General features: G+C 36.0%; 20 protein-coding genes. 10 read left to right on the top strand and 10 right to left on the bottom strand.

Annotated elements, in window-relative coordinates; genetic code table 11:
- Positions 1-3 precede the first annotated feature (3 nt).
- The 3 genes from H9I37_RS07010 to H9I37_RS07000 all read left to right on the top strand — a co-directional run bounded on the left by H9I37_RS07010 (position 4) and on the right by H9I37_RS07000 (position 2,883).
- A complete protein-coding gene (locus tag H9I37_RS07010) occupies positions 4-582 on the top strand; it encodes an electron transport complex protein RnfA (protein WP_187382545.1) in 579 nt (192 codons plus the stop codon).
- An 8-nt stretch (positions 583-590) separates the two neighbouring features.
- Positions 591-1,388 carry an RnfABCDGE type electron transport complex subunit B gene (locus tag H9I37_RS07005; protein ID WP_187381738.1) on the top strand — a complete coding sequence of 266 codons (798 nt, stop codon included), beginning with the start codon at positions 591-593 and terminating at the stop codon, positions 1,386-1,388.
- A gap of 67 nt (positions 1,389-1,455) precedes the next feature.
- Positions 1,456-2,883, top strand: a complete 1,428-nt coding sequence (locus tag H9I37_RS07000) for an NCS2 family permease (protein WP_187381737.1) — start codon at positions 1,456-1,458, stop codon at positions 2,881-2,883.
- 95 nt (positions 2,884-2,978) lie between these two features.
- Here the strand turns inward: H9I37_RS07000 and H9I37_RS06995 are convergent, their stop codons facing one another.
- Positions 2,979-3,479: a 3-isopropylmalate dehydratase small subunit gene (locus tag H9I37_RS06995; RefSeq protein ID WP_187381736.1), complete on the bottom strand. Its 501-nt coding sequence runs from the start codon at positions 3,477-3,479 to the stop codon at positions 2,979-2,981.
- Between the two features lie 196 nt (positions 3,480-3,675).
- Here H9I37_RS06995 and trpS point away from each other — a divergent pair, with 196 nt between their 5' ends.
- Complete coding sequence (gene trpS, locus H9I37_RS06990; RefSeq protein WP_187382544.1) at positions 3,676-4,776, top strand: tryptophan--tRNA ligase; 1,101 nt, start codon at positions 3,676-3,678, stop codon at positions 4,774-4,776.
- A gap of 10 nt (positions 4,777-4,786) precedes the next feature.
- Here the strand turns inward: trpS and priA are convergent, their stop codons facing one another.
- Genes priA through H9I37_RS06965 form a run of 5 tightly spaced genes read right to left on the bottom strand, consistent with a single transcriptional unit; the run spans position 4,787 to position 16,386 of the window.
- A complete protein-coding gene (gene priA / locus H9I37_RS06985) occupies positions 4,787-6,784 on the bottom strand; it encodes a replication restart helicase PriA (protein WP_187381735.1) in 1,998 nt (665 codons plus the stop codon).
- Between the two features lie 53 nt (positions 6,785-6,837).
- Positions 6,838-7,563: a uracil-DNA glycosylase gene (locus H9I37_RS06980; RefSeq protein ID WP_187381734.1), complete on the bottom strand. Its 726-nt coding sequence runs from the start codon at positions 7,561-7,563 to the stop codon at positions 6,838-6,840.
- A 15-nt stretch (positions 7,564-7,578) separates the two neighbouring features.
- A complete protein-coding gene (gene thiI, locus H9I37_RS06975) occupies positions 7,579-8,754 on the bottom strand; it encodes a tRNA uracil 4-sulfurtransferase ThiI (protein ID WP_187381733.1) in 1,176 nt (391 codons plus the stop codon).
- A gap of 43 nt (positions 8,755-8,797) precedes the next feature.
- Complete coding sequence (gene dinB / locus H9I37_RS06970; protein WP_187381732.1) at positions 8,798-14,455, bottom strand: DNA polymerase IV; 5,658 nt, start codon at positions 14,453-14,455, stop codon at positions 8,798-8,800.
- Entirely contained in the window at positions 14,455-16,386 is a 1,932-nt protein-coding gene (locus H9I37_RS06965) for a hypothetical protein (RefSeq protein ID WP_187381731.1), read from the bottom strand. The genes dinB and H9I37_RS06965 overlap by 1 nt, the downstream gene beginning before the upstream one ends.
- Positions 16,387-16,474: 88 nt before the next feature.
- On the opposite strand from H9I37_RS06965, the gene H9I37_RS06960 reads away from it, so the two are divergent.
- From H9I37_RS06960 to H9I37_RS06935, 6 genes are all read left to right on the top strand, one after another.
- Complete coding sequence (locus tag H9I37_RS06960; protein ID WP_370586916.1) at positions 16,475-17,641, top strand: DUF8084 family protein; 1,167 nt, start codon at positions 16,475-16,477, stop codon at positions 17,639-17,641.
- A 4-nt stretch (positions 17,642-17,645) separates the two neighbouring features.
- A complete protein-coding gene (locus tag H9I37_RS06955) occupies positions 17,646-18,347 on the top strand; it encodes a hypothetical protein (protein WP_187381730.1) in 702 nt (233 codons plus the stop codon).
- A gap of 21 nt (positions 18,348-18,368) precedes the next feature.
- On the top strand, positions 18,369-19,133 hold the full coding sequence (trmB, locus tag H9I37_RS06950) for a tRNA (guanosine(46)-N7)-methyltransferase TrmB (protein ID WP_187381729.1): 765 nt from the start codon (positions 18,369-18,371) through the stop codon (positions 19,131-19,133).
- A 67-nt stretch (positions 19,134-19,200) separates the two neighbouring features.
- Complete coding sequence (gene ligA / locus H9I37_RS06945; protein ID WP_187381728.1) at positions 19,201-21,117, top strand: NAD-dependent DNA ligase LigA; 1,917 nt, start codon at positions 19,201-19,203, stop codon at positions 21,115-21,117.
- Entirely contained in the window at positions 21,114-21,731 is a 618-nt protein-coding gene (locus H9I37_RS06940; protein WP_187381727.1) for a hypothetical protein, read from the top strand. Before ligA ends, H9I37_RS06940 begins: the two co-directional genes overlap by 4 nt.
- Before the next feature lie 45 nt (positions 21,732-21,776).
- Complete coding sequence (locus tag H9I37_RS06935; protein ID WP_187381726.1) at positions 21,777-22,673, top strand: hypothetical protein; 897 nt, start codon at positions 21,777-21,779, stop codon at positions 22,671-22,673.
- Here H9I37_RS06935 and H9I37_RS06930 read toward each other — a convergent pair.
- From H9I37_RS06930 to H9I37_RS06915, 4 genes are read right to left on the bottom strand one after another with little or no spacing between them, the layout of a single operon-like run.
- Positions 22,670-23,515, bottom strand: a complete 846-nt coding sequence (locus H9I37_RS06930; RefSeq protein ID WP_187381725.1) for a glycosyltransferase — start codon at positions 23,513-23,515, stop codon at positions 22,670-22,672. The genes H9I37_RS06935 and H9I37_RS06930 overlap by 4 nt on opposite strands.
- Positions 23,512-24,291 carry a lysophospholipid acyltransferase family protein gene (locus H9I37_RS06925; protein WP_187381724.1) on the bottom strand — a complete coding sequence of 260 codons (780 nt, stop codon included), beginning with the start codon at positions 24,289-24,291 and terminating at the stop codon, positions 23,512-23,514. Before H9I37_RS06925 ends, H9I37_RS06930 begins: the two co-directional genes overlap by 4 nt.
- A 29-nt stretch (positions 24,292-24,320) precedes the next feature.
- The gene (locus H9I37_RS06920) at positions 24,321-25,199 is read right to left on the bottom strand and encodes a lysophospholipid acyltransferase family protein (RefSeq protein ID WP_187381723.1); all 879 of its coding nucleotides are present in this window, start codon (positions 25,197-25,199) and stop codon (positions 24,321-24,323) included.
- A complete protein-coding gene (locus H9I37_RS06915) occupies positions 25,196-26,230 on the bottom strand; it encodes a glycosyltransferase family 8 protein (RefSeq protein ID WP_187381722.1) in 1,035 nt (344 codons plus the stop codon). The genes H9I37_RS06920 and H9I37_RS06915 overlap by 4 nt, the downstream gene beginning before the upstream one ends.
- Positions 26,231-26,401 lie beyond the last annotated feature (171 nt).

Here is a 26,401-nt window from a genome sequence, read left to right as displayed (position 1 = left end):
ATATTGATCGAGACACTCAAGATTTTCATAAAATCTGCTATCATAGATAACGTCGTATTCATTCAGTATTTGGCAATCTGTCCGTTTATTGGAATGACAAACGATTCGGAAAAAGCGACAGGAATGGGGCTTGCGACGACATTCGTAATCATTCTTGCAACAGCCGTTACGTGGCCTATCTATTATTTTGTTATGGTTCCGCTTGGGCTTCAATTTCTTCAAACCTTATTATTTATTTTAGTGATTGCGTCTTTAGTGCAGCTCGTCGAATTTTTCCTTAAAAAAATGGTTCCGGGACTGTACAGTGCGATGGGCGTTTATCTCGCTTTGATTACGACTAACTGTGCTGTGCTCGGAGTGACTATCAATTGTATAAATAAAAATTACAATTACGGGCAGAGTCTTGTTTACGCATTTGGCTCAGCATTCGGATTTTTAATCAGTATGGTAATCATGAGCGGTGTCCGCAGCCGCATTAAAATCGCAAAGATTCCACAGAGTTTTAAAGGAACTCCTGTCTTATTTATTGCAGCCTCGCTTTTGAGCTTGGCATTTCTCGGCTTCAAGGGATTGATAAAATAGGTAGCAAAATGAATACAATAATTTATACAATTATTTGTGCAGTCGTAATCGCTTTTGTTCTCGGAGTCTTGCTCGGTCTTTTTAAAAAGATTTTCCACGTAGATACGGACCCGAAAGTTGACAGAGTTCGTGAAGTTTTGTCGGGAGCTAACTGCGGAGGCTGCGGGCTTGCAGGTTGCGACGCTTTTGCCCGCGCCGTAGTTAAAGGTGATGTTCCTGCAAGTGGATGTGTTGCCGGCGGTGCTTCATGTGCAGAAAAAGTCGCAAAAATACTTGGAACTGCCGGTGTGGAAGTAAAACCTAAAATCATTTTTCTTGCCTGCCACGGCACAAAAGAGTGCGCTTTGTCTAAAGGTGAGTACCATGGACTTCAGACATGTAAAGGTGCGAACCTTGTCATGAATGGTACAAAAAAATGTGCCTTTGGATGTATTGGGCTTGCCGACTGTGTAAAAGTTTGCCCATTCGATGCGCTGCACATGAGTGAAGACGGTATTCCTGTCGTAGATAAATCTAAATGTACAGGATGTGGAAAATGCGCAAAGGCGTGTCCAAAAAATCTTTTCAGGCTTATTGACGCCGATACTAAAGGTGCAATTGCGCGTTGTTCATGTTATTCAGACAACAAACCTCAGATCCGTAAAGATTGTTCTGCCGGATGTTTTAAGTGCGGCATGTGCGTCCGAAAATGTCCAGAAAATGCAATCGATCTTTCAAGCGGTATTCCGATTATTGACTACTCAAAATGCACAAGCTGCGGAGAATGTGTAAAAGCTTGTGTTGACAAGGTTTTAGTACTTCTCTAATTGAGTCTGTAAATTGATTAGATAGGTATGTTAAATATTGTTATCCATAAAAAAGGAGGAAAATTTTATGGAAAAGTTTTTCAAACTTAAGGAGAACGGGACTACTGTAAAAACAGAGATTGTTGCCGGTCTTACAACTTTTATGACAATGGCTTATATCATTGCCTTAAACCCAAATCTTCTTACAGGTTTTAGCCAGAATGGTGGCAAGGGGTTATGGAACGGTATTTTCCTTGCCACATGTATCGCTTCGGCAATCGGTATGTTTGTAATGGCATTTCTTGCTAACAAACCTTTTGCAATGGCTCCTGGCATGGGTTTAAATAGCTTTTTTGCCTTTGTTACAGCACAGATTGTGTCGATTACAGGTCTTTCATATACAGAATCATTTCAGACTGGTCTTGTGATAATCCTTATTGAAGGTATTATTTTTGTTCTTCTTTCTGTTTTGAATATCCGCGATAAAATTGTAAATGCAATACCACTTGGCGTTCGACTTGGAATTGGACCTGCAATTGGTCTTATGCTTATGAATATCGGGCTTGGTTCTAATTGCGGAATATATTCTGATAAAGGCGGTCCGTTCTTTGTTTTGAGAGATTTCTTTGGAGCTTTGACTGCCGGATTTGCAAAAATTTCAATGGGTTCCGGCTACAGTATGATGGTTTTGACAGTGATAACAATGTTTGTGGGCTTGTTCACAATCATCATCCTTTCTCGTTATAAAATAAAAGGAAGTGTAATTATTGGAATGCTCGTTGCGTCTATCATCTACTGGGTCGGTGAGATTGTTTTTTTCCACACAAATCCGTTTGCAAGCCTTTCTAGCGCATCTTGGGTTCCGCAGTTTAAAGACATGGCTGAAAACACATTGTTCAAAATCAACTTCAAAGGCGCAGCTCAGATCGGTTGGTTTACAATCATCACTTTGATTGTTACTTTCTGTATCATAGATATGTTTGATACAATTGGAACTTTGGTCGGAACTGCTTCAAAAGCTAATATGCTTGATAAAGATGGCAACATGCCAAACATGAAAGAAGCTTTATTTGCCGACGCTGTTGGTACAGTTGCCGGTGCATGTACAGGAACTTCAACAGTGACTACATTCGTTGAATCTGCATCTGGTGTTGAAGCTGGTGGACGTACAGGTCTTACTGCTTTGACTACGGGAATTATCTTCCTTCTTTGTATGTTTATTGCACCAATCGCGGCAATCATTCCGGCTGCTGCAACTTCTTCTGCGTTAATTTACGTCGGTATTTTAATGCTGAGCGGTTTGAAAAACATTGATTTTAATGATATTACACAGACAGCACCTGTGTTCATCATGCTTCTTGCAATGCCTGTTTCAGGTTCTATCGGACACGGAATTGGGCTTGCTTTGATCACATATACTGTAATCAAACTGTTTACAGGAAAAGCAAAAGATGTATCTATCCTTACATTTATTCTTTCTGTGATTTTCTTGGTAAAATTCTTTTTAGTCGCTTAGGTTTTATAAAATAGGTGAAAATAAGAAAAGCGGTTCAGAAAACTTTGAACCGCTTTTTTTTATTATTTAATCTGCTTGAAAAATTTATTTAATTTCTATTTATTGAACAAAGCTTTTTCCGCTTCATCGACATTGAACTGATAGCTTTTAGAAAGAGAGCCTGCAATCAGTTTTACTTTTGCAGTTCCGTCGTCATTTAATACTATTTTACATTCTGTCTCTTTATCTGCAAATGTGCGAAACATATCTGCAATAGATTTTTTATCGATTTCAATTGCCATAAGTCCATTTTCAAACATATTTTGTCTGAATGATTTAGCAAAAGTGGGAGCAACAACTGTATTGATGCCGTTCACTTCTAACGCCCATGGAGCATTTTTTCTTTCAGAACCGCAGCCAAAGTTTTCACGTGTGATTATAACTTTTACTCCTGCAACATCAGTTGCCGGGTTAAAACCTTCAATTTTAAGATTCTGAAAAAGGTAAGTTTCCAGTTCCTGTTTTGGAAGTTCCTCCAAATATTTTGCTTCAATAATTTCGTCAGTGTTTATATCTGAGCGATCCAGAAACAGCACAGAGCCGCCAAATGTTTTCATTTTTATTATTACTCCCTAAATTGTAGTGATATTGAAAATTATATCATCTTTTACTTCAAAAGTGTACATAAAAATACCTTGAAGTTATATTCAAAATATCTTGTCGCACAAAAAATCAGGAAAACAAAAAATTGTTGTAACTGGAGGCTTTTTCTGTTATCATTTGAAGAAACATCTTTTTATGACAGGAACAGTTATGAGCGACGAAATTCAGTACACAGATATAAATAAAAGTTATGAAGCCGCAATCGAACGCAGCAAAAAACTTGAAGAGGATTTGATCAAAAATCCTAAAAAATATAGAGTTCTCACAGGAGACCGTCCTACAGGTCGTCTACATATCGGTCATTATTTTGGCTCACTGCAAAATCGTGTAAGACTTGCAAAACTAGGCGTTCCAACTATGATTTTGATTGCAGATTATCAAGTTCTGACAGACCACGATGCATTTGACAAAATCAGTCAAAATACAAAACAACTTGTAATAGATTATCTTGCTGCCGGAATTGACGTTGAAAAACAGGATGTAATCATATATCCGCACAGTTATGTGCCTGAAGCAAACCAGCTTATGATTCCTTTTTTGACATTGGTTTCAAATGCGGAATTGAGCCGAAACCCAACTGTAAAAGAAGAGATTCTGTCGGCAGGGCTCACAAATGTCAATGCGGGAATGTATACGTATCCTGTTCATCAAGCTGTAGATATTCTTTTTTGCAAAGGTAATGTTGTTCCGGCAGGTAAAGACCAGCTTCCTCATATTGAAATGACTCGCACAATTGCAAACCGTTTTAACAAAAAATTCTGCACTGACGTCGGAAAAGAGTCTGTGTTTCCGCTGCCTGAAGTTTTGCTATCTAAAACTCCTATGATTATGGGGCTTGACGGTTCTCAGAAAATGTCTAAATCGCGAAATAACACAATCATGCTCTGCGCCACAGAAGATGAAACCGCAAAAGTGATTAAAAAAGCAAAAACCGATCAGGAACGTTTTATAACTTATGATCCTGTAAACAGGCCGGAAGTTGCAAATCTTTTGACTTTGATTTCCCTTTGCACCGGAGAATCTCCTGAAAAAATTGCAGAGAGAATCGGCGACGGTGGAGGGGGAATGCTCAAAAATACTTTGACTGAAGCGTTGAATGAAAATCTCCGTCCTCTTCGCACAAAACGTGCTCAACTTGAAAAAGAACCTGAATATATAAGAAAAGTTCTTACAGACGGCGCCGCAAAGGCAAGAGAGATCGCTCAAAAGACTCTTGAAGAAGTCCGCGAACGAATGAATATGGTCATATGATATTGATTTTCTAAAGCAGGCTGACTGGGTCAACATCGTATTCTATGTAGACTTTATTGTCGTGTCTGTAATCGAATAATAATTTTCTTGCGGCTGATTGCAACGGTACAATTGACGTTCCTTTTAGTAAAATCTGATACCGCCACGACGAATTGATTTTTTCAATCGGACATTGAGCAGGTCCAATCAGTTCCATTCCTTTTGGTGCGTTCTGCTTTAATATTTTAACTGCATCATACGCTGTATCTTCTGCGGCTGTTTTGTTATAGCTTCTAAAAACAATTCTCAAAAGCCTTGTAAAAGGTGGAAAGTCTAAGATATCGCGCTGATTTATTTCGTAATCGTAAAAATCGCTGATTCTGTTTGTGCATGCGTATAAAACAGGTTCACGAGTTGGGCTGTAAGTTTGGACAATCACTTTCCCGTCAGGAAAATAACGTCCCGCTCGTCCGGCAACTTGTGTGATCAACGAAAATGTCCTCTCTCCTGCGCGAAAGTCAGGCATGTGAAGTCCGGCATCCGCCATGATAACGCCGACAAGCTGAAGATTTGGAAAATTTAACCCTTTTGCGACCATCTGCGTTCCAAGCATTATATCGTATTTTCCATCTCTAAAATCATCTAAATATGCAAGAAGTTCTTTTTTATTTTTTACTGTATCTGTATCTATGCGGATAATTTTTGCATTTGGAAATTTTGAACGTGTTTCCGCTTCTATAAATTCCGTCCCGAAACCGCTCGTCCCGATATCAATTGAGCCGCATTTTGGGCAGCTAGAAGGAGGATGAATTGACCATCCGCAGTAATGACATTTGAGTTTGTTTTCATTTTTGTGATACGTCATAGGAACTGAACAGTTTTTGCAGACGATTTCATAGCCACAAGTATTGCACCTAAAAAAATGTGTAAAACCTCTGCGATTTAAAAATAAAATAACTTGATGTTTTTCGTCGAGAGTTTTTTTTATCTGCTGCTCAAGAGGCTTTGAAATACAGCCGCCGTTTTGATAAATATTCAAATCGATGCATGAAATTTTTGGCAGCTCTCCGCCTGCGAGCCGTTTTGAAAGTGTGTGGCGTAAAATTGTCCCTTTTTGTATTCCATACCACGCTTCAACAGAAGGAGTCGCACTTCCCATCACAAGTTTTATTTTGAGAGATGAACATCTGTGCATTGCAACTTGGCGTGCATGATATCGCGGGTTGTTCCCTGATTTATATGAGCCGTCGTGTTCTTCATCTATTATTATAAGTCCGAGCTCAGGAACAGGCGCAAAAATCGCTGAACGAGTGCCGATTATAACACGTGCTTCTTTGTGCATAATTCTGTGCCATTCACAAAGTCTTTGAGAAGGGGTTAGCCCCGAATGAATGATTGCGGCCGTGTTTCCAAATCTTTCTGAAACAACTTTTATAACTTGACCTGTCAGCCCGATTTCAGGCACAAGATATATTATCCCTTTTCCTTTTTGGAGCATTTTTTCTGCAAGAGAAAGAAAAACCTCTGTTTTCCCAGTTCCTGTCCCTCCGTAGATGTAGTGGAACAAAGAAGATGATGTAGGCGAACTCAAAATATCATCGACAGCTTTTTGTTGTTCGTCTGAAAGATTGTTTTTTGTTGAGGAGGTGATTTCATCTTCAAATGAAAATCCTCCTGCATTTGATTCTCTTCGTCCACTCGGGAGCATTGAAAAAATAGCTTCTCCGAAAGCACAAAGATAATAATGGCTTATCCATTTTGCCATCTCTATCAATTCGGTTCCGAAAAGAGGTTCCTTATCTATAACACGTTTTATCGGTCTTATTTTTGATTCATCGACAGGACAATTTTTAGGAATCTTATCTAAAATGTTTATGATAAAACCTTCCGTCCTTTTGTTGCCGAACATTATTTCTGCACGTTTGCCGATTTCCGGCACAAATTCCGGTTTTTCATTTTCAGGAGGAACATAAGAATATGTAAACCCTTGATTGATTGGGAGGTTAAGGATTATCTCTAAATATTTCATGTCGACTGTTTTAATATTTGATATATTTTTTCATTCGCCAAACTCATCTCACTTTACACAGAATTTGCTTTCATTTCACTTAATTTCGATTTGAATTTCTTTAAATCTTCCCATGCAGGTCTTTTTAACTCCTGATTTCTGAGCAAAGCACTCGGGTGATATGTTACCATGACAGGGATTCCTTTATAATCAAAAAACTGTCCGTGAGAAGCTGTAACTGAGATTTTTTGCTCGATCAGTTTTTCAATTGCAACCTTGCCCATGCACAAGATCATTTTTGGTTTCAGTATGCTTATTTGAGCCTCAAGAAAAGAAAAACAGACAGACTGTTCATCCGGGAAAGGGTTTCTGTTTTCAGGAGGACGGCATTTTACGATATTTGCAATAAAACAGTTAGTTTTTCTGTCAAGTTGAATTGCATCGAGCATTTTATCCAAAAGCATTCCTGCTTTTCCTACAAACGGACGTCCTTGCATATCTTCATCATATCCGGGAGCTTCTCCTATGACAATGACGTCAGGATTTGGTACACCTTCTCCGGGTACGACGTTGTTTCGTGTACGCGCTAGACCGCATCGTGTGCATCTCATGATTTTTGCAGAAAGTTCTCTTAAAGTCGTGTCATCAGTAGGAGAGAAAATTTTGTCACAGATAGTATTTTTTATTTTGTCTTCTTCAAAAATCATCTCATTTTGAAATTCTTTGCGTGTATACCCACATAAAAATGCATCTGCTGTTTTGAGAAGACTGTAAATCAACTTTTTTTCTTGAGCGTTCATAGCGTCTTCCCGATTCTACACAGTTTTTTTTGTTGGCGCGCAGTATACGCTGAGTTTGATTATTTCGCGTTCTTTGTAAGCTTTATCTATCAATTGCTCAACTTCGAGAGAGCTGTATATTTTTTCTGCCTCTTCAGATGTCGCACGCAAAACAGGATGGCGCGGGCTGAAAAGCACACAGCAGTCTTCGTATGGTAAAATTGATATATCATAAGTGCCGATAAAATATGAATCCCTTATTATCTCTTCTTTATCCATGCCGCACAGCGGACGGAGAAGGGGAAATTCTGCAAAATGTTCTGTAACTGTCATGTTTTCAATCGTCTGACTTGCAACCTGCCCGACGCTTTCACCAGTGATTATGCATTTTGCGTTGCATCTGCGCGCAAGACGATTTGCAAGCTTCATCATGCAGACTCGCAGCATCAAAGTTGACCAGCTGTCTGGAGCTCTTTCTTTAATCCTCATCTGAACTTCTGTGAACGGGATTACGTTTAGATATGTCGTAATTCCGTAATATGCGAGTTTTTGAGCCAAATCGACTACTTTTTGTTTTGCTTCTTCTGAAGTATAAGGATAAGAATGAAAATAGCAGCATTCAATCTTCATTCCGCGGCGGAGCATTCTGTAACCTGCGACAGGTGAATCAAGACCGCCAGAGAGCAGCAAAAGTCCTTTTCCGCTTGACCCGACAGGAAGCCCTCTGCAACCGATATTTGAGTCGGCAAAAACAAATACGCGTTCACGAACTTCAACATACAAAATTGTGTCAGGTTTGTGAACATCGACTTTCATAATAGCTTCAACATCTCCAGCCGCTTCACAGCAAATCTGATAAGAATTGAGCGGAAAATTTTTATCTGAACGACGTGCATCGATTTTAAAAGTTTTGCAGCCGCGTTCAGCTTCTTTTTTAGCGATTTCAAATACAGTGCGGTTTATATCTTCAATAGTTTTTTCGCACACAGCAGCTTTTGCCCATCCCGTAATACCAATCAGATGAGAGAGCATAAACTCAACTCTCTGTGCAGCAGACTCATCGCAGTCGATGTAAAGACGTCCGGCACGCAAAGTTATATTGCATCCAAGCCCTTCAATGTATTTTGCAGCATTGTGTTTTAAAAGATTTTCAAATTCCTTGATATTTGACCCTTTAAGAGTGAGTTCTCCGATTTTTGCTAAATAAGTCATATTTTATATTATATATAAAAAAACAAGATGTTACAATTAACAATTAAAACTCGGCTTTTGCCCCAATAGAAAAATCTAATCCAATCCGATGTGCTTTCCCCTGAATATAATTGTAACTCCCTCCAATTCCAATCGAAACTGTAAAGTATTCCAAAAAACTCAAGTCTGTTGAATGTAGATATGAAAGTTTTCCGCTAAAGCGTGATGACACAGTTTTTGCTTCAAGATTCATCGTTTCATTTCTGGTGATTTTAAAATTTTTCTGCTGTTCTTGCGTTGTAAATAAAGCTGCGATTGCAGATATTATATTCGATTTTGATGGTCTTTTATAAACTAAAGTTGCGTGACTCGAAAAGTTTCCATCTGTTTCAAAAGCGGCATCAAAAGAAGAAAGAAGATTCGATTTATCTGTAATCATCAAAAAAAGCTGCGAATACACTGTTATCTGATAAGTTGTGTTTTCAATTTTATCTTCCGGGATTTTTATAATTCCGGTTATGCTCGAAAACAACTCATCCTGCTTAAACCATTTAAATGTTTTGTTTATGCTGTCCAAACCGAAATTGTTTACAGATGTATTTGAGAGCACGATTTTAAACTGATATGTGCTTGATGAAGATGAAATATTTTTGACATCTCTAATTACAGAAAGCGATGCGGATGATGGAACAAAAATGTCTGCATACGAATTGAATATTTTTCGTTTATATAAAAACTGATATTTTGTTGAATAATCTGCAAAGACTCTATCTTTCAACGATAAATCAAATAGTTCGAAAAAAGGAATAGAATCGTAAAGCGCCTTTCTTTCAATTTGCTTTTTTAAAACGCAATTTCCGTCAAAAATATATGAACCGCCGGGATTGACTTCCGTTTTTCCACCGGCATTTCTTAGAATAGAAAATTCAAAACTTTGAGAGTCAAACAAAAATGGCAATTTCAGATAAATCTTTGAATTATCTTTGATTGCAGCCTCTTTTGCAAAGTTATAAGTTCCATTTAAACCGTATTCCAAAACAGGTTTGAACCGGGCAAAAGGGAAGTCTCCAGAAATCGTTGTTGAAAAATCAACCACGCGATGATTTGCAGTATTTTCACCCGCAGAAAACTGAAGTCCGCTGAGTTTTAAAAAAGAATCAAAAATCTTATCATTTTTTATCTTTTGATTGACGTTTAATTTTGACAAAAAATTTATTCCAAGACTATCATTTTTAAAATCTAACGATATGATTCCTTCTGTATTTTGTTTTTTTGTAATGGAGTTATCTTCTGCAATCGACTTAAAATCTATTTTTAACGGAATGAGAATTGACAATTTTGAAAAATCAAAACTCACTTCATCATTTTTGCTGTAAAAACTTTCTTTTTTCAGATAACGAAAACTCTCTCCGGCTTTCATAAAACGAAAACGTTCGTTTTCAGATTTGATGTAATATCCTGCGTTTGAAAGTTCAGCCTTGTTAAAAGAAGCATCTGCTGAAATTTTTATTCCGGTCACAGTTATGCCACATTTTACATTTGAGTTGAGCTGAAATTCCTCATGTTTTAATGTCCCTGCTGTCTGATATGAGTTTACATCAAAATATGCGTCTTTAAAAATTTCAAAATCGCCGGTTTTTACAAAAGTTCCATCTTTTTTGTATTCAAGAGATGCGTAATTTTGCCCCAAAAAATAAACTTTAGAATTTGTGAACAAAAGGTTATCGATATAAAATGAGCCGTTTTTAATCAAATTTCCGTCAGAGAATGTGTCTATCAAAATTATCTGGCGAGACGGAACTTTATCGCGATTGATTTTTAGAGAAAATTCATCTTTAGTGAGTTTTGTTCCGTCAACAAAAACATCACTGTCATCTAGATTGACTTGAAGCGTATGATATGTAAGCGCTCCGTCTTTTTTTATGAGATTTTTTGTCGATTTTAATTCAACTTTAAGCGCATATTCAGAATTGTCTTCAAAATCATCTGAATAATTATCAAGTATAAAAGTCAGCGCTGGAGAAGCCTCTTCTAAAGCAAAATTAAATTCGACAGTTTTATACGATGAAAAATCTTGCTGTTCAAAATAAGAAATTGTTTTGATTTTTGTTTGACTTAAATCTTCTTTATTTACAGAGCTTGCCATGTTCCAGTTTATTTGGGTAGAACAGTTTTTTTCAATTGTTTTTTTTATTTGTAATTCGGATAATCTCGAAATTGCTCTTACGTTTATATTTTCGTCGTGCTCTGTAAAAATGTTTTGGACAATCGGCTTATAGGAAACAAAAGAAATTGTTCCGTCAGCTTTATCTATTGTGCTGTCAAAATCATCATCTGTTTTCACAATAAGGCGCGCATCATAAACACCTGTCAAAAGTGAGCGCTCTTTATCTGAAAGCGTAATTTTGAGCGTCTGAGGTTTGTTTTCTGTGAGATTTAATCCTAACCTTGACAATTCCCATTTTGGCAGCTTTTCAGAAACTGTAAAACTTTCGTCAGCAGCATCGACACCAACAATCAGAAAAACTTTCAGTTTTCCCACCGCAGTCCCGAACTCAATTTTTGGTGTAATTTCGATTTCCACTTCCGAACTGTTTTTCAAAAGCTCTCCGTTTTGAAGCTTGATATCTAAAAAAGATTCTTCGCCTGAATTTTTTAACGAAAAGCTGAGCGATTGAGATGAATTATAACCTTTTGGATAATATTTTTGAGGAACATTTTGTTTTTGAGCATTTACAATAAGTCCTTTTGTCGTATTTTCTTGATTTACAGAAACGGAAGATTTTTCAGAAATTTTTAGTTCCCCTGCAATTCCTTTTTTTTCAAAAGATATTCCAAAAGAAAAAGCCGCAAAACCTTTATGCATGTCATTTTGTAAAGAATATTTTGTGTTTATAGAAATTGGCCATCTGGCAGTAAAAGAAGCATCAAACAAAACAGAAGGTGTAAAAAATGTCTTAAACCCAAGCCCTGTTGCCAAAGCTCCTCTTGAAAAATCTGAGGAATCTTCCTGCCACGTTATATAGATTTTATCTGTTGCAGAAACTGAGACTGGCAGCTCTACAACGCCTGTTTCTTGATTGAATGAACAACCTGCCACAAGCGTTCCGTTTATGTAAACAGAAACCGAATTTGGAACTGCGGAAGTGGCAATTTGAATATTTTTTACAGGCTGATATTTTCGCACGACGATTTTTATGTCAGAGCTTTCCGCCAGATTTAAATATATCTCCGGCGCATATCTTACAAAAGGATGACTCTCCAAAGATTCGTCATTTACAATTTTTGCATACATGTGCTTTTCATTAAATAAATCTTCAAAAATCGATGTATATGATTCGTCTCCGACGCTTGCTGAAAAATTATTAAGCTTTTTTTCGTTTTTTGAAGAAATTACAAAGATGTCTCCCTCAGATTTTAGTCCGCAATCGTAAGAACTTGAAAAAATGTACGGGCAAAATCCTTTTGAACTTTGAATCACAAGCGCTGTCTTTCCTTCAATTTGGCACGATTGCGTACACGAAAAATCATCTAATCTGTAATTTTTCCCGGAGCTGTCAAACGCTTTTTGAATCTTTCCTAAAAAACTTGAATTATCTGAATAGCTTCCCGAATCGGAAATAATTTTTGAGACATTTGCGTCATTTTTGAAAGTCAGCAAAATCTGAGGAATCTTTCCTTTGCTTTTTCCGCCGCCGGCTCTTTCAGAGATAAAAAGCCTTTGTTTTTTTGCTAAAACAGCGTATTCTCCGGAAGATAGTTTTTTGTATTTTTTACCGTAATTGTCGGAGTACGTCCCTGATTTATTTTCTACATAGACATCGAGTATGTCAAAAACGGCTTGTTCCGACTCTTTTGGAAAATAAAATTCATTTCCATACAAAAAATCAGCAGGCGAGAGCTTTGTATCTGAAACGCTGTTCATCCCATAAAATGTTGCGCTTTTAGTCGATGTCATATCGTATCTGATTAAAAAATCTGCTTTCCAACTGTTTTCCGTTCCGCCGATATTCAAAGAAATCCCCGGAGATTGATTATTTCCACCTTTTAATGAATATCCGAACATTTCGGAAGAATAACCTGAAGGCATTGTAATTCCTCTGTTTGAAACTCTAAACGACTTTACAAGACCGTTTCCGATATATCCCATCGCAATCGTATTTTTTGTAAATTCATCTGCAAAATCCGATTCGAAATACCAGCGATTGTTCAACATCGCCCATGTGTAGAGTTCTACATCTTGTCTAAAAACTGCGGATGAAGGAGCTATAACAAAATTTGTGCCGGCTCCGAAAGAAGAATCAATGCTGTATAAAAATGCGCCTTTCCAATGTCCGTGCACTAAAAAATCTACGTTATTTTTATCATCGATTGCCCAATTAAAAAGAGAGTCGGGTGCTTCTTTAAAAGTTTGCGGAGTATAAAAAGTGTCGGGAAGTGCAGCACCGGCTCCATTTTCCTGAACTTTTTTTTCAGCCTTAAAATCTTCAGACTGTAAATTGTTCTTCAATCCGCCTGATATTCCAATCAAAAAACACAAAAAGAAGCATTTAAAAGTCCTTGCTTTTCTGATTTTGATTTCAGGATGCTTTTTTGAAAGGTTTAAGATTGCCTGTTCAACTTTATGTTTTTTTTCGTCATTGTTTGGAAAAAGTTCCTGCTGCTCAGGTTTTGAATCTTTTACGACGTTTTCAAATCCGACGCCAAGAAGTCTGATTCCTCGTCCAATCTGGTATTTTTTTTCAAACAGCCGTTTTACGATTTCAAAATAAGAATCGAGCGTCATTATGTTTCTGTCAGAAGTTTCTTGAATCGAGCATGTCGAAAAATCGTCATAGCGTATTTTTACAAAAGCTGTTGGCGAGTACGATTCATGCTTCATCAGCCTGAAAAAAACACTTTGTGAGAGTTCAAGGAGTTCCGTCTCGATTAAATAGACATCTGTAAGGTCGTAAGGAAAAGTAGTTTCGGAACTTATAGAGTGATTTTTCGTTTCCCTGTCAAAAGATGAAGTTTCAGTCCCACGCACAACATTGTACAAAAATGTTGCCATATTTTTCCCGAATAAAAACTCAAGTATTGTGTAATCTTTTTCGTATATATCACGAGTCGTCCTCATTCCCTTTGAATGAATCAATTCAATAGATTTTTTCCCAAGCCCCCAAACTTTGTTCAGAGGAAGATTGAGAATAAAAGCTTTTTCATCTCCGCGTTTAATGTGATAAAATCCATCAGGTTTCGAAAATCCTGATGCAATTTTTGCAAGATATTTTGTTGTCGCAAGACCTACGGAGACTGTCAGCCCTGTCTCATTTTTTACACGTGTTTTTATGTCGATTGCGGTTTTCTCCGGTGGTCCGAACAATTTTTCAGTACCTGTCAAATCTATAAAAGCTTCATCTATAGATATCTGTTTTACATCAGGAGAATAATCGCGGAAGATATTCATGATTTTGTAAGACATCTCTGAATAGCGCTCCATCCTGACACGGACAAATATCCCGTTTGGACACAGTTTGTAAGCCTGAAAAGTCGGCATCGCAGAATGAACACCGTATTTTCTCGCCTCGTAAGACGCCGTTGAAACAACACTCCGCCTGTCTTCCGGTTTGCCGCCAACAATCAGCGGTTTACCTCTATATTCCGGATGATCAAGTTGTTCAACAGAAGCAAAAAAAGCGTCGAGGTCGACATGCAAATACCAATGCTCAACTTCTGCCATCAAAAAGCTCCGGTCGTGATAGATTTGCTTTGGAGATTGTAATTCTGTTCTCGATTTTCAGAATCACCAGACTTGTATATGACAGAAACTGTAATTATAGATGGTGTCTTAGTTGTTCCGTAGCTGAATGACATGTTTTTGGGAGGATTGTTCGGTATTGTAAATGCAACAAAGCCGTTTGAAGCGATTGTGTAATCATTGTCTGTATAGAGAATCGGGTTGTTCCTGTCTGTCTTAATCTGAACTTCACACATTTCAACATCGTCTTTTAGATTTATAAAAATAGTTCTGATTGTATCGTCAAAAATCTGTTTGTCGCTGTATGAAAGAATTATAAAATCTTTCGCATCATTTTTCATTGCGATTTGAACAGGAGGTTTTAGCTTTGCGCTGAACGTGTTTGCCTGAACAATCAAAAAAGAAACAGTAAATATTGTAAAAATCACAAAAAATACGGAAACAGATATCACTGTTTTTCTTGTATTGTTAAAATAGATTTTCAGGGAAGTTAAAATTCTAAAATATATAAGCATTGAAGGATAAAAAACAAGAGGAAGAATTATAAACGTAGTTTTGCTGCTGAATACATATCTGGAAAGCAGAGAAATATCGCAGTCAGAGAACAAAGTGCTTATATAAGGATAGAACGGCAACATCATTAAAGCAAAGATAACTATGTGGATAAAGTTATCCTTTAATGTAATTGCAAGAATAGAAAAAAAACATATAACAATAAAAATCGGGCAGAGCGAAATATCAAAAAGTATAAACAACGACTGATTTATAAAACAGCTGAATACGAGCAGATAATCAATAGACTTTTCTTCATATTTGTAATTCAACAGTAAAATCAAAGCGTAAAAAGCGGAGATAAAGAAAAAAACTGTTACCAATTGTACAGAAAGCAACGTAAATATTTTCCCGATATCTGATGAGCTATAAAAGAAAAATTGATATAAAACTTTTCCTAAAATGAAAGAAAAAATACTTATAAAAAAAGTTCCCGGTACAAGATACCAGATATTTTTGATTGTATTCCACGCACGTTTTTGAAGATGTCTGTTTACGAAAAAAAATAAAAAAATGAAACATACCCAAAAGAAAATAATTACGATTATAATCCTGAGGAGGTTTATCTCTGATAATTTAAAATATCGCCTGAAAAGCCTTATCATGACAAAGTGGAAATCCCAAACTCTATCTGGCGTTTGTGAATATTTTTCTACAGATTGTGAAACAACATTCAAAGCAATCTCTTTATTTTCTTTGCTGTCTTTAAGATTTAATTTAATTGCAGGAATCTCTTTGTCAAAAAATCGTGAAAGACATTTATCCTCAAAAAAATTAAAACTTGAAAGCTGGCTCAAAACTACCGTTGGAATTTTATTGTCGATGTTTTGTTCTGTGTATATATTGTACGAGTTTTGAATAAGCCATGAAGGTGAAGTGATTTTATCGCTCTTTGTTATCACCGAATTTTCTTCGTTCATCAAATCGATGATGATTGCAGAGAAATCTTCATTCGTGTTTATTGAGTCAAGGTAAACTTGCGTTCCAAAAATCATGCCTTGTTTTGAAAAAATCTGTTTTTCGCCGTATGCAAAAAGAATGCTTATATTAAACTGATATTTTGAATCTTTTATTTTTGTGATTGAATCGGAAATAACATTCTCATTGCCCAAAACATCTTCCTGAAAAAATACGAGGATAAGATTTTTCGATGCTTTTTCTTCTGAATCTATGTTTACAACGACGTTGAATGGAAAAGTATTCTCTCCTGTTGAAAGAAGATTTTGTTTTATCGGATTAAAATTTTCTTTTTGAAGATATGAAAAAACGGAATTACAGAGGTCAATTCCTTCTGCATAAATAGGAGAGAAGAGTAGCAAAATCAATAGTATTATAAACGATAAAAACTTTTTGATTTCCATAATCGACAGTTTATATTTTTTATAGTTTACAATGCAAGTCCTATCGTGTATAATCGTAAATGAATTAGATAAAGTTTTGTTTGTGGGAATTATGGGATCTGATAAAAAATTCATGTTAGAGCTTCCTCTAAAAGTCATACTGACAGAAGACGGCGCATCCAATTTTATAAGTCATAACAAAAAACTCTTACGTTTCCGCTTAGCAGATAATGTAGAAGAATATGGAATATCTATGGAGAAATTTTCTCCGCAATCTATTCAGAACATGATTCTTTTGGATTACATTTCTAAAATTGAAATTTCCATGTCCGAATTTGTTTCTTCGCGGCAGGAAGTTATGGATCTCTCTAAAGTAATAGTTTATTCGTTGCTCTACAAACAATTTGACCGCGATGTCTATTCTGCATTGATTCAATGCAATTGTGTCCGAAAGCATAACAGGGCTAATCCGTCGCATCTCATCGATGAACGTACAAAAATGTCTGAGCGTCAGCTTCGGACAATCTTGATGAATAAAGAATCTATAATTCAAAACACAAGGCGTCAGATTCTTGACCCGATCTGGAAATCTATAATGACAAACAAAGACTATTCATCAGAAGAAAAAAATATCTATATCCTTATGTCAGAGAAGTTTATGAATCGACTTGGTCTTATGAACTGGTACATCATCACTCTGTTTGCAAAAAATGAAGGTGCAGCAGAGATGCATGTTGCGATTCGTAATCTTTTAAGCTCTTACATGGATAAATCAAAAGTTGCCGAATATATATCCGTAATGGTCATGGAACTCGCATTGAACAATGAAAATACAAATATCAGAAAAGAAGCGAGAAACATGTATCACGGGATTGATGATATAGATTCTCTGATTTTTGATCCTGAAGTTCGTGCAAAGATTGTTCAGGAGTTGCAGCGAAAACACGAGCTTGTTTTTGTCTCATGGAAACTCGGAGGAGGTTCATCTTCTATCGGTAAACAGGGACGACTTTCGATAACGCTTTACAACAAAGACGATGAATTCCAAGAAGTAAAGGAAAATATCGAATCGGCTAAATCTTCAAATACAAATAAAAAATCATTGATTGACTTTTATCGTGAATTGCCGGAAGGTCAGGAAGGTACAGACCTTGGTGTATACTATCTTTCTTATCTTGATGATGCCTGCAAAAAAGTAAACGTAAAATTTGAATCTCTTGTAAATCAATTCTCCGCAAGCGATTTAACTGTCATCAATTTGAATTTCAATTTCTGATTTTATGAATTGTTTTATAAAAAAAATCAAGTTTTTTATACATGCATCATTTTTTCTACCAGTATCGTTGCTCATTATTCAATTTTTTCTTTTAAGCTGCTCAAATGTTGCTCCAGAACTTGAGCAATCGGATTATTCTGTCATCTTTGATTACAAAAATGAAAATATCCCCCCCGATGTTCGGCTTGCAATTTTTATGGAATCAAAATCCGATGTCAGGCGTTTTTCCCGCATTAAAATAAAATCTCTCGAGACAGGTTTTATCTGGGATTTTGACAATATTGAAATGGTTTTAGAATCTGATGGCGGCTCCCAATGGGCAGGAAATACAAACCTAAAAGCTCCGGAAAATGAAGTTATTCCAACTGGAAAATATGAAGTCACCTATTACAATGCAGATGAAAAATACGTTTCTTCGTCAATAGAAGTTGAATATGACACAAGTTTTTATGATATAAAAGCAACTGAAATTGAAAAAATTATGAAAGAAAATGGCGGAATTCTAAAGATAGCCATATACAATAAAGAAAAGCTGATGATATATTTCGGTGAAAAAACTGAGGAATTTCAAACTGATAACAGCATCAAAAATGCTTATGTCGACGCTGATTATTATAAAGATGTTTGGAACTCTAAAAACAGCAATGTTATTTTTATAATGCCGGAAATAAAAGTTATGCCTGAAATTAAGCCTGCAGATGATTGAGATTGAATATAGCAAGGAAAAATGATGAACATAGATACAAACATTGAAAAGACAACTGACTCTGACAATCCGCCAGAATCAGTTCCCTCGAGTAATTTAGATAGCGAAATCCCAATAGAATATAAAAGGGAAATCAAAACTTATGTGTTGCGTGCAGGTCGCATGACTACAGCACAAGAAAAAGCATACAATGAACTTTCACCACAATGGTGTATCCCTTTTGAACATAAAAAACTTAATTTTATAGATGTTTTTGGAAACACAAATCCTATTGTGATCGAAATCGGGTTTGGTATGGGAGACGCAACAGTCGCTATCGCACAGGCAAATCCAAATATAAACTATCTTGGGATCGAAGTTCACACCCCTGGAGTAGGTCGCGTTCTTTCCGAAATAAAAAAAAGAGAATTAAAAAATCTTTATATCATAGAACACGATGCTCTCGAAGTTTTACAAGTGATGATAGGTTGTAACTCAGTCAACGGGTTTCACATATTTTTCCCAGATCCATGGCAAAAAAAACGTCACCATAAACGCAGACTTTTGAAACGCCCACATACTGACATTTTTGCTCAAAAGTTGGCTCCCGGCGGATATCTGTATTTTGTAACAGATATAATAGAATATGCAGAATTTGCATTGAATGAGTTGAATGCAACTCCGCATCTGAAAAACAAATATCAAGGTTTTGCAGAACCTCAGCCGTGGAGAGTGCAAACAAAATTTGAGAGAAAAGGGTTGGCGGCAGACCGCAAAATCACTGAAATACTTTTTGAAAAGGAATAATTTATAGATGGCAGGGAATCGGCTGATAAACACAAAATAATGTGAATCAGTCTATCCTAATAAAAAAATGACACGTGTTGAAGAATTAAAATCATTGATCACAAGATATCAAAAATCATACTACGACGGCGAAGGAGAAATCTCTGATGCAGAATTTGATAAACTGTGGGATGAACTGAAAGAACTTGATCCTCAAAACGAGATCCTCCACCGTGTCGGTGCAGATTCCGGCAATTTTCCAAAAGTAAAACATATAATGCCGATGGGTAGTCAGGAAAAGGCAGCGAATCCCGAACAGTTTATCGCTTGGGCACAAAAACATAATTACGATCAATATCTTGTTGAGTATAAACTAGACGGAGCTTCTCTTGAGCTTCAGTATCAGAACGGCTATTTAGTTTGCGCTGTAACTCGCGGCGACGGGACAATTGGAGACGACATAACTGCGAATGCAAAAAAAATGTCAGGTGTAAATCACGCAGTTTATCGTGATGGAAAACTTGTCCCATTTACAGGCGGTATTCGTGGTGAAGTCATCATGACTCATGAAGTTCACAAAAAATATTTTCCGGACAAGGCAAACTGCCGGAACGCTGCAAACGGCATCATGAAACGAAAAGATGGGCAAGGTAGCGAGTATCTAAAGCTGATTGTTTATGACGCACTTTCAACCGATGATAAAATCTTTTTTACAAATGAAGAAGAAAAAATAAAATGGCTCATGGATTGCGGTTTCAATGCAGTAAAACTTGTGATTTGCCGTTCACAGGAGCGAGTGATCGCTTATCGCGCAAAGGTGATGGAAGAACGAAAAACTTCAATTGAATACGATATAGATGGACTTGTTATAAAGGAACGCAATATCAATCTTGAAGATGCAAGCCGCGACAGACCTGACCGTCAGATTGCTTTTAAATTCAGCCTTGAAGAAGCTGTCTCTACTTTGCGCCAAGTTGAATGGAGTCGAAGCGGTGGAACTTATACACCGGTCGCAATCTTTGATGAAGTTGAATTAAATGGGACTAAAGTTCAGAGAGCAAGCCTTTCAAATCCCGATACTATGCGTAAACTCGGTGTAAAAATTGGAAGCCATGTTCTTGTCGTAAAACGCGGCGAAATAATTCCAAAAATCGAGAGTGTCGTTGAAGAAAAAAATATTCAAACATCGGATATTGAATTCCCTCATCACTGTGAGACGTGCGGTTCTAGCCTCATAGATGAAGGAAGCAGACTTTTCTGTCCTAACAAACAATGTCCAAAACGCATCCTTCATCAGCTTTTAAAATATCAACAGGTTGTCGATATACGAGACCTTGGTGAAACTTTGATAACTTCTTTATTCAACGACAAACGTCTAAAGTGCGTTTCAGATATTTATTCACTTACGGTTGAAGATTTAGTTCCATATTTTTTGAATGAAGAGAGCATGGAAGCTGATAAAAAATCTTTAGGAGCACAAAAAGTATACAATTCTATACAGTCTCACAGAAAAATGAAACTGTCTGTTTTTGTCGGTGCATTTGATATTGAAGGAGTTGGGGAAACTTCTGCCGAAAAACTCGTAGCCGCAGGTTTTAATACGCTTTCGAAATTGTTGAACGCAACTCAAGAGGAGATTTCACGCGTTTACGGGTTTGGTGAAATAATGGCGCGCATAATCGTGGAAGGGCTTGCAGAAAATTCAGACGAGATGAAAAAATTAGTTTCAGACGGCACTATAATACTTGAATCGGAAAGTGAAGGGAAGCTCTTAGGAAAATCTTTTTGCTTTACCGGCGAACTTGTTACAATGAAACGTTCTGATGCTGAACAGCTTGTAAAAAAAGAAGGCGGAGCAATAAAATCTTCTGTCACTAAAGATTTGAGCTATCTTGTTACAAACGACACTTCAAGCGGGTCTTCGAAAAATATCAAAGCAGCAAAGTTTGGAATTCCGGTTATCGATGAAAAACAATTCCTTGAACTTATAAATATGTCAAAATGAAGCAGAAAAATCCATTTGTCAGTTTATTGATTTCTCTTTTCATTGTTTTTATTTTATCTTACATAGTTTATACTTGTTGTGCGTATCTTTTATGTGTAAACAGTTCTGCAACTATGCCGGAGAATATTCCTCAGGAATTTTTGAGAATCAACATATACGGTTCTTCTTCTATGGAAAACAACAACACCGTCAGCGGGAAATTCGCAATCATAGATTCAAAAGGAAATGAGATTGCAGAAATTGAGCGTTCGTGGAGAGGCTCTTATCTTGCAGTTGAATTTTCGCAGTTAAAAATAAACAGCAAGTTTTATGTTTTTCCATACAGAATCTACGGGAAAAACAGAATAATAGAAGAGCGGGCAGAGCGGCGGAAAGGTACTTATCTTGAAAAGTATTACAATGATTATGGACAGTGCATGCTTTTAGGTTATGATTCGACTTTCGGCGAGAGACGCAAATTATACAGACTCGCAGTTTTTGCCCTTCAAAAATATCCTTCAATAAATTTCGGTCTTACGACAAATTACACAGTCGATTTGTCAGGCTGCAAACCGGACAAGTATTATTCAATAAGTTGCAAATCGAACGGTGAGTTTGTAATTTCGGAATTATAAGCCGTTGTGTATATAAAAAAAACTCAAAATGACGATAAATATTATATGCGACTGATTTTTAAAAATATTTTCTTTGCAATTTTTATTCTTATTTTTTTCAATATAAGACTGTTTTCTGAGCAAAGTGTATTTCCTTCCGAATTGTCCGGTGTTTGGGAAGGAAAAGACCGTTTTGTTTTTTTTGAAGAAGACGAAATTGTGATTTTTTTGAAAGCGTTTTACGGTTTGTATATCGACAGGGCTGCTGAACCGGAATCTTACAGCCAACAATATGAAAGAAAAAGAAATTCCGCAACGCACAAAACACCTGAACATGTTCACTATAAAATTTTTCAATTAAAAAAATCGCCTTCAAAAGATGAAGAAAATTTTCAGCCTGATTGCTGGGAGATTGAACTTGACTATTCAAAATATCAGAAAAATTATGTTCCGGTTGCTGTGATAGACGGTAAAATGTATTTAAATTTTTATATTCAAGATTCATCAGACAAAAATTATTACCGTGGCAATTCTTTTTCAAAAGGTTTTTTAGCTTCTGAACAAAACGTAAAAAACGACATCTGTTGTCTTTATATTATTTCCGAAGGGCAAAGCGATTCCTCAAATAGTTCTACAATTGATTCTCAAATCTTTGATATAAGATACTGGCTTACAGATATGGATTATTCATCTGAAAAAGTTGGAGTAACTTATGATGATAAAACATTTTATGTTGACCGCCATATAAAATCAGGTGACAAAATTTATTCATCTGTATCCGGAAAAAGCAAAAAAGTTCGAAATGTTTTAAAGCCGGCTGTTTTTATTAATGAAAACTACATTTTTAATCAAGACCGCTCTGTTTTAATCACAGATAAAGAACCGTATTTAGTAAAACTTGCAGATAAGTCGACAGTCGAAGAGTTGATTCAAATTGTAAACAGCCGAAATTCAAAAAATTAAAACGGATTTTTTCCACGCGCCAAAGATTCTCTGTAATAAATAAATTCTGTTATGATGTCTTCAAAACAAGTGTATTTGAACTTTGCGAGCATCTTTGCGTAATTCCACTGCTTAATATTTTCAGTATGTGGATAAGGCGTATAAAAAAGTCGCTTTGAAAAATGTCTGATGACAGTGCCTTTATATAAAAATTTCTGGTCATTAAAACGCTGCGAGATTTTTTTCTGCATCGTCGTGCTTCTGATTATTGCACTTTCATCTGCAAACGTTAGCTTCCGCGTTTTTATGAGTCCGCGTGATTTTGAAAATAGTCCAGTCTTTTTGCATTTTGCGATATTGAATAAAATTACGCCTGCATTTATAAATTTTTTCTGCCAAAACAAAATTATTTTCCCATAATGGTCAGGGGCTGCCGCATATTCGTAATCAGAGATATCGATACTGTATAAAAGTGTGATGTCTCTCGCAAACAAAAGGTCTGCATCAAGATATAGAATCTTTTCAGGAATTTCAGGAATTAAATCGGCAAAAAGGCGGAGCAGTGTGTACGGAGAGCAATAACACTGTTCGTTCGGACTGTTTGCAAATTCTTTATCATATAAATCGGTCACATCGATTTTTTTAACTTTATTTTCTGGATTGTATGTTTTTGCTACTTTTTCTAAAAATTCAATCTGCTCGTTTGTAATCGGAGTATAATCTTCACGGATATGGTGAACGTCCATCGTTAAAATATAGAAATTAAACGGTTCTTTTGTCGATGTTCTTTTAAAAATAGAGATGGCACATGAAAGAATCCCATCAAAAACTTTGCAATTGCCGGCAAAAAGTAAATTTATCATTTTTTCCTCTCAACTTTGATATATTTTATAATTTCAACATTATTGTTTTTTGCTCTTTCTGTCATTACATCGTAAACTCTGTTGCGTAAATCAGTTTTTTGTTCTTTTGAAGAAAGTGTTTTATCAGCGTAAAATGGTCCGTCGACATAAGTCACAATGTGTGGCTTTTTAGACATTTTTTGTTTTTGATAAGTGTTAGTAAAGCAAAAGACCGGGGCATCGTACTGAACAGGATATCTAAAAGACAAATCTAAAAAAGGTCTTATTTTTGTGTAATATGGCCAGATGTGCGCTTCAGGATAAATCATAATAGGATGATTTTGTGAAATGCGCAGTTTGATTATGTCGATAAAGTTTTTTGTAGCTTCAAGATTGTCGGGCAATGGAAGACCGCCAAGGTATGGGATTATATGTCCTAAAACTGGCATGGAAACGTTATTTGGATGAATTATGACAAAAGGGTGAGATGGAAACATCACCATTGATGGAATAAAAGGATCGCACGCAGTATTTGTGTGATTTGCATACATAAAATATGCTTTGTGCTTAAAAGGCTTAAGCACTTGTCTGTTTACGATTTTATGGTGAAGTATAAACTTAAAAATAAACTGAGCGATTGGACGAAAAACCATTTTATACCAGAAAAAACTCAAGATTGACCATTTTAAATCACCGCCGTAATCCCAATTTCCGTCAATTTGTTTTGGCGTAATTTTTATTTTTGAAAATTCGTCGTTGAGTTCATCTGAATAATAGATAATCTGCTGTTTTCCCATACGCTTTTAAAGCTTTTTTTTCACTCGGATTATTTAGATTCATTCTCGTCGCAAGAATACTTGAGAGGGATCCCATAAGTTTTTTCGTAAACTTCTTTCCACATCTGGTAATTTTTCTCATTCATCTCTGCGACGTTTTCTTTATAAGATTTCGTATTGTCTGGGTAGATTGGCTTCAGAAAGTGAATTGTATATTCTTGGATAGGAAATCCGTCTCCACCTATTATATTTGAATCTTCCATCGTGATAAAGCAAGGTAAAATCGGCACATCGTTTCTTACTGCAAAATTAAACGCACCGCTTGTCAATGGGCGAGGTTTTTTGTAATTCCACCACATTCCCTGTTCAGCATAAACTAAGATTTTTTCACCGCGTTTAAGGAGCGTGTCTACAGAAGCCATGAATTTTTTCATACAGCTGAAATTGCTGCTCAACGGCAAAGTATAGCAGTGCCTGAAGAAAAGCCCGTAAAGCCCTTTAAAATTTGTAAAATTACCTTCGCGGATTACTTTGTAAAGTTCTCCATGGTGTTTTTTTAAGTATTTTTTTAGCGTGATGTGGATTGCAAAATTATCAAACGGATTGAAATGATTGCAAGTTAAAACTGCTCCTTTATCGGCAATTTTTTCGTAGTTTTCAATTCCTCGAACTTCCTTGATAATCATCTGCTTAGTTTTTAGCAGCTTTTTAATAAAATGATACGCATAAGTAGTTATAACTTTTGCGAGCAATCTGTTTATCAAATTTTCATTTAGATAATCGACTTTATCCTCTGTCAGAGAAATTGTAGGAGGATCATCTTCTACATCTTTTGAAAACCAGCCTTTTTTTTCGTATTCTTCAATACGGGAGATGATGGCAAGTCTTCCTTTGTCTTTTTCAACAACATTATTTACGTTTTTGTTCATCTTCGTTTAATTTTATACGCTTTTATTTTGATAAGTTTTTTTATCCTTTTGATTTTTTTAATTTTTTCAAAAATATTAGAGACAAATCCAGTTTTTCCTTGTGTATTTTTGTAATTTTTAGGGTCAGCAGAATCTTCTTCCGCCATTTTTGAAAGATTTTCCATCAAAATTTGATCTTGCTTTTCATCTTCGGCAGTTCTGGAATCCCTCATGTTGATTAATCTGTCATAATAATCAGTCATTTTTGCATATTTCCAAAAATATTCTTCATAGAGAACGTTTTTGTATTTCCATGGTCGCCAGTTTATTTTGTAATGCACAATTTTAATGTCTTTATCATCAAAATCATCAGCTTTGTATGCAGTTTTATTCCAGCCGAGCGAAACAATTTTTACGCGGTCTTTACATAAAACGTTGAGATAATCTTCGTCTTGTGTTACACGGAATCTATATCTGTTGAGTAAATCTACAAATTTTTCGGCAATCTTTTCCTTTCTAAATTTTTTGCAATTCAGCAAAAGAATGCCGGCGTTAAAATATTTTTTTCTGTCGATATCAAGTGCTTTTTCAACGTAAGTCCCAAAGACATCATAAGTTGTCATAACTTCTTCAGGAGCTGCTGCAACAAGATATTTTTTGATGTCAGTGTTGTAGAGTTCTGTGATATCGGAAAGTACAACAATATCGCAGTCAAGATAGAGGACTTTTTCATACTGTGGAAAAAGGTTTGGAATAAAAAATCTGAAATAAGTTGCCATTGAATAATAATCACGAAGATGAAACATTGTTTTAATTTTTCCAAGCTCATTTGAAAGTGAAATAAATTCAATTGAAGAGTTTTCAGTTTGAAGTTTTGTAATACTTGCTATACTTTCTTGACTTAAATCAGTCGTAAGAATAATAATTCTGTAAAAATTTTCTTTATCGGAATTATCGAGCAGAGATGCAATAGCGACTGTAATAAATGGAGTGTAATTGTCATCTGTCGCAAAACAGACTGGTATTTTTTGTTTATAAAATTTTTTATTCACGCTTTTTTTATATTAATTAAATAAATAAAAATAATCAATATGCATGTCTATGCTGTAGGAATGCAGTCTAATCTTTAGTCAACTCGGAATGCACAGAATAAAATCATTGGCAAATCAAAAAATTATATCTAAAATAATAGAAAAAAAAATTATAATATGCGAAAATAGCGC

It is taken from the genome of Treponema sp. Marseille-Q3903, assembly GCF_014334335.1.
Lineage (GTDB): Bacteria > Spirochaetota > Spirochaetia > Treponematales > Treponemataceae > Treponema_D.
The sequence above is the reverse complement of the archived record's forward strand: the minus strand, read 5'-3'. Positions and strand labels throughout refer to the sequence as shown.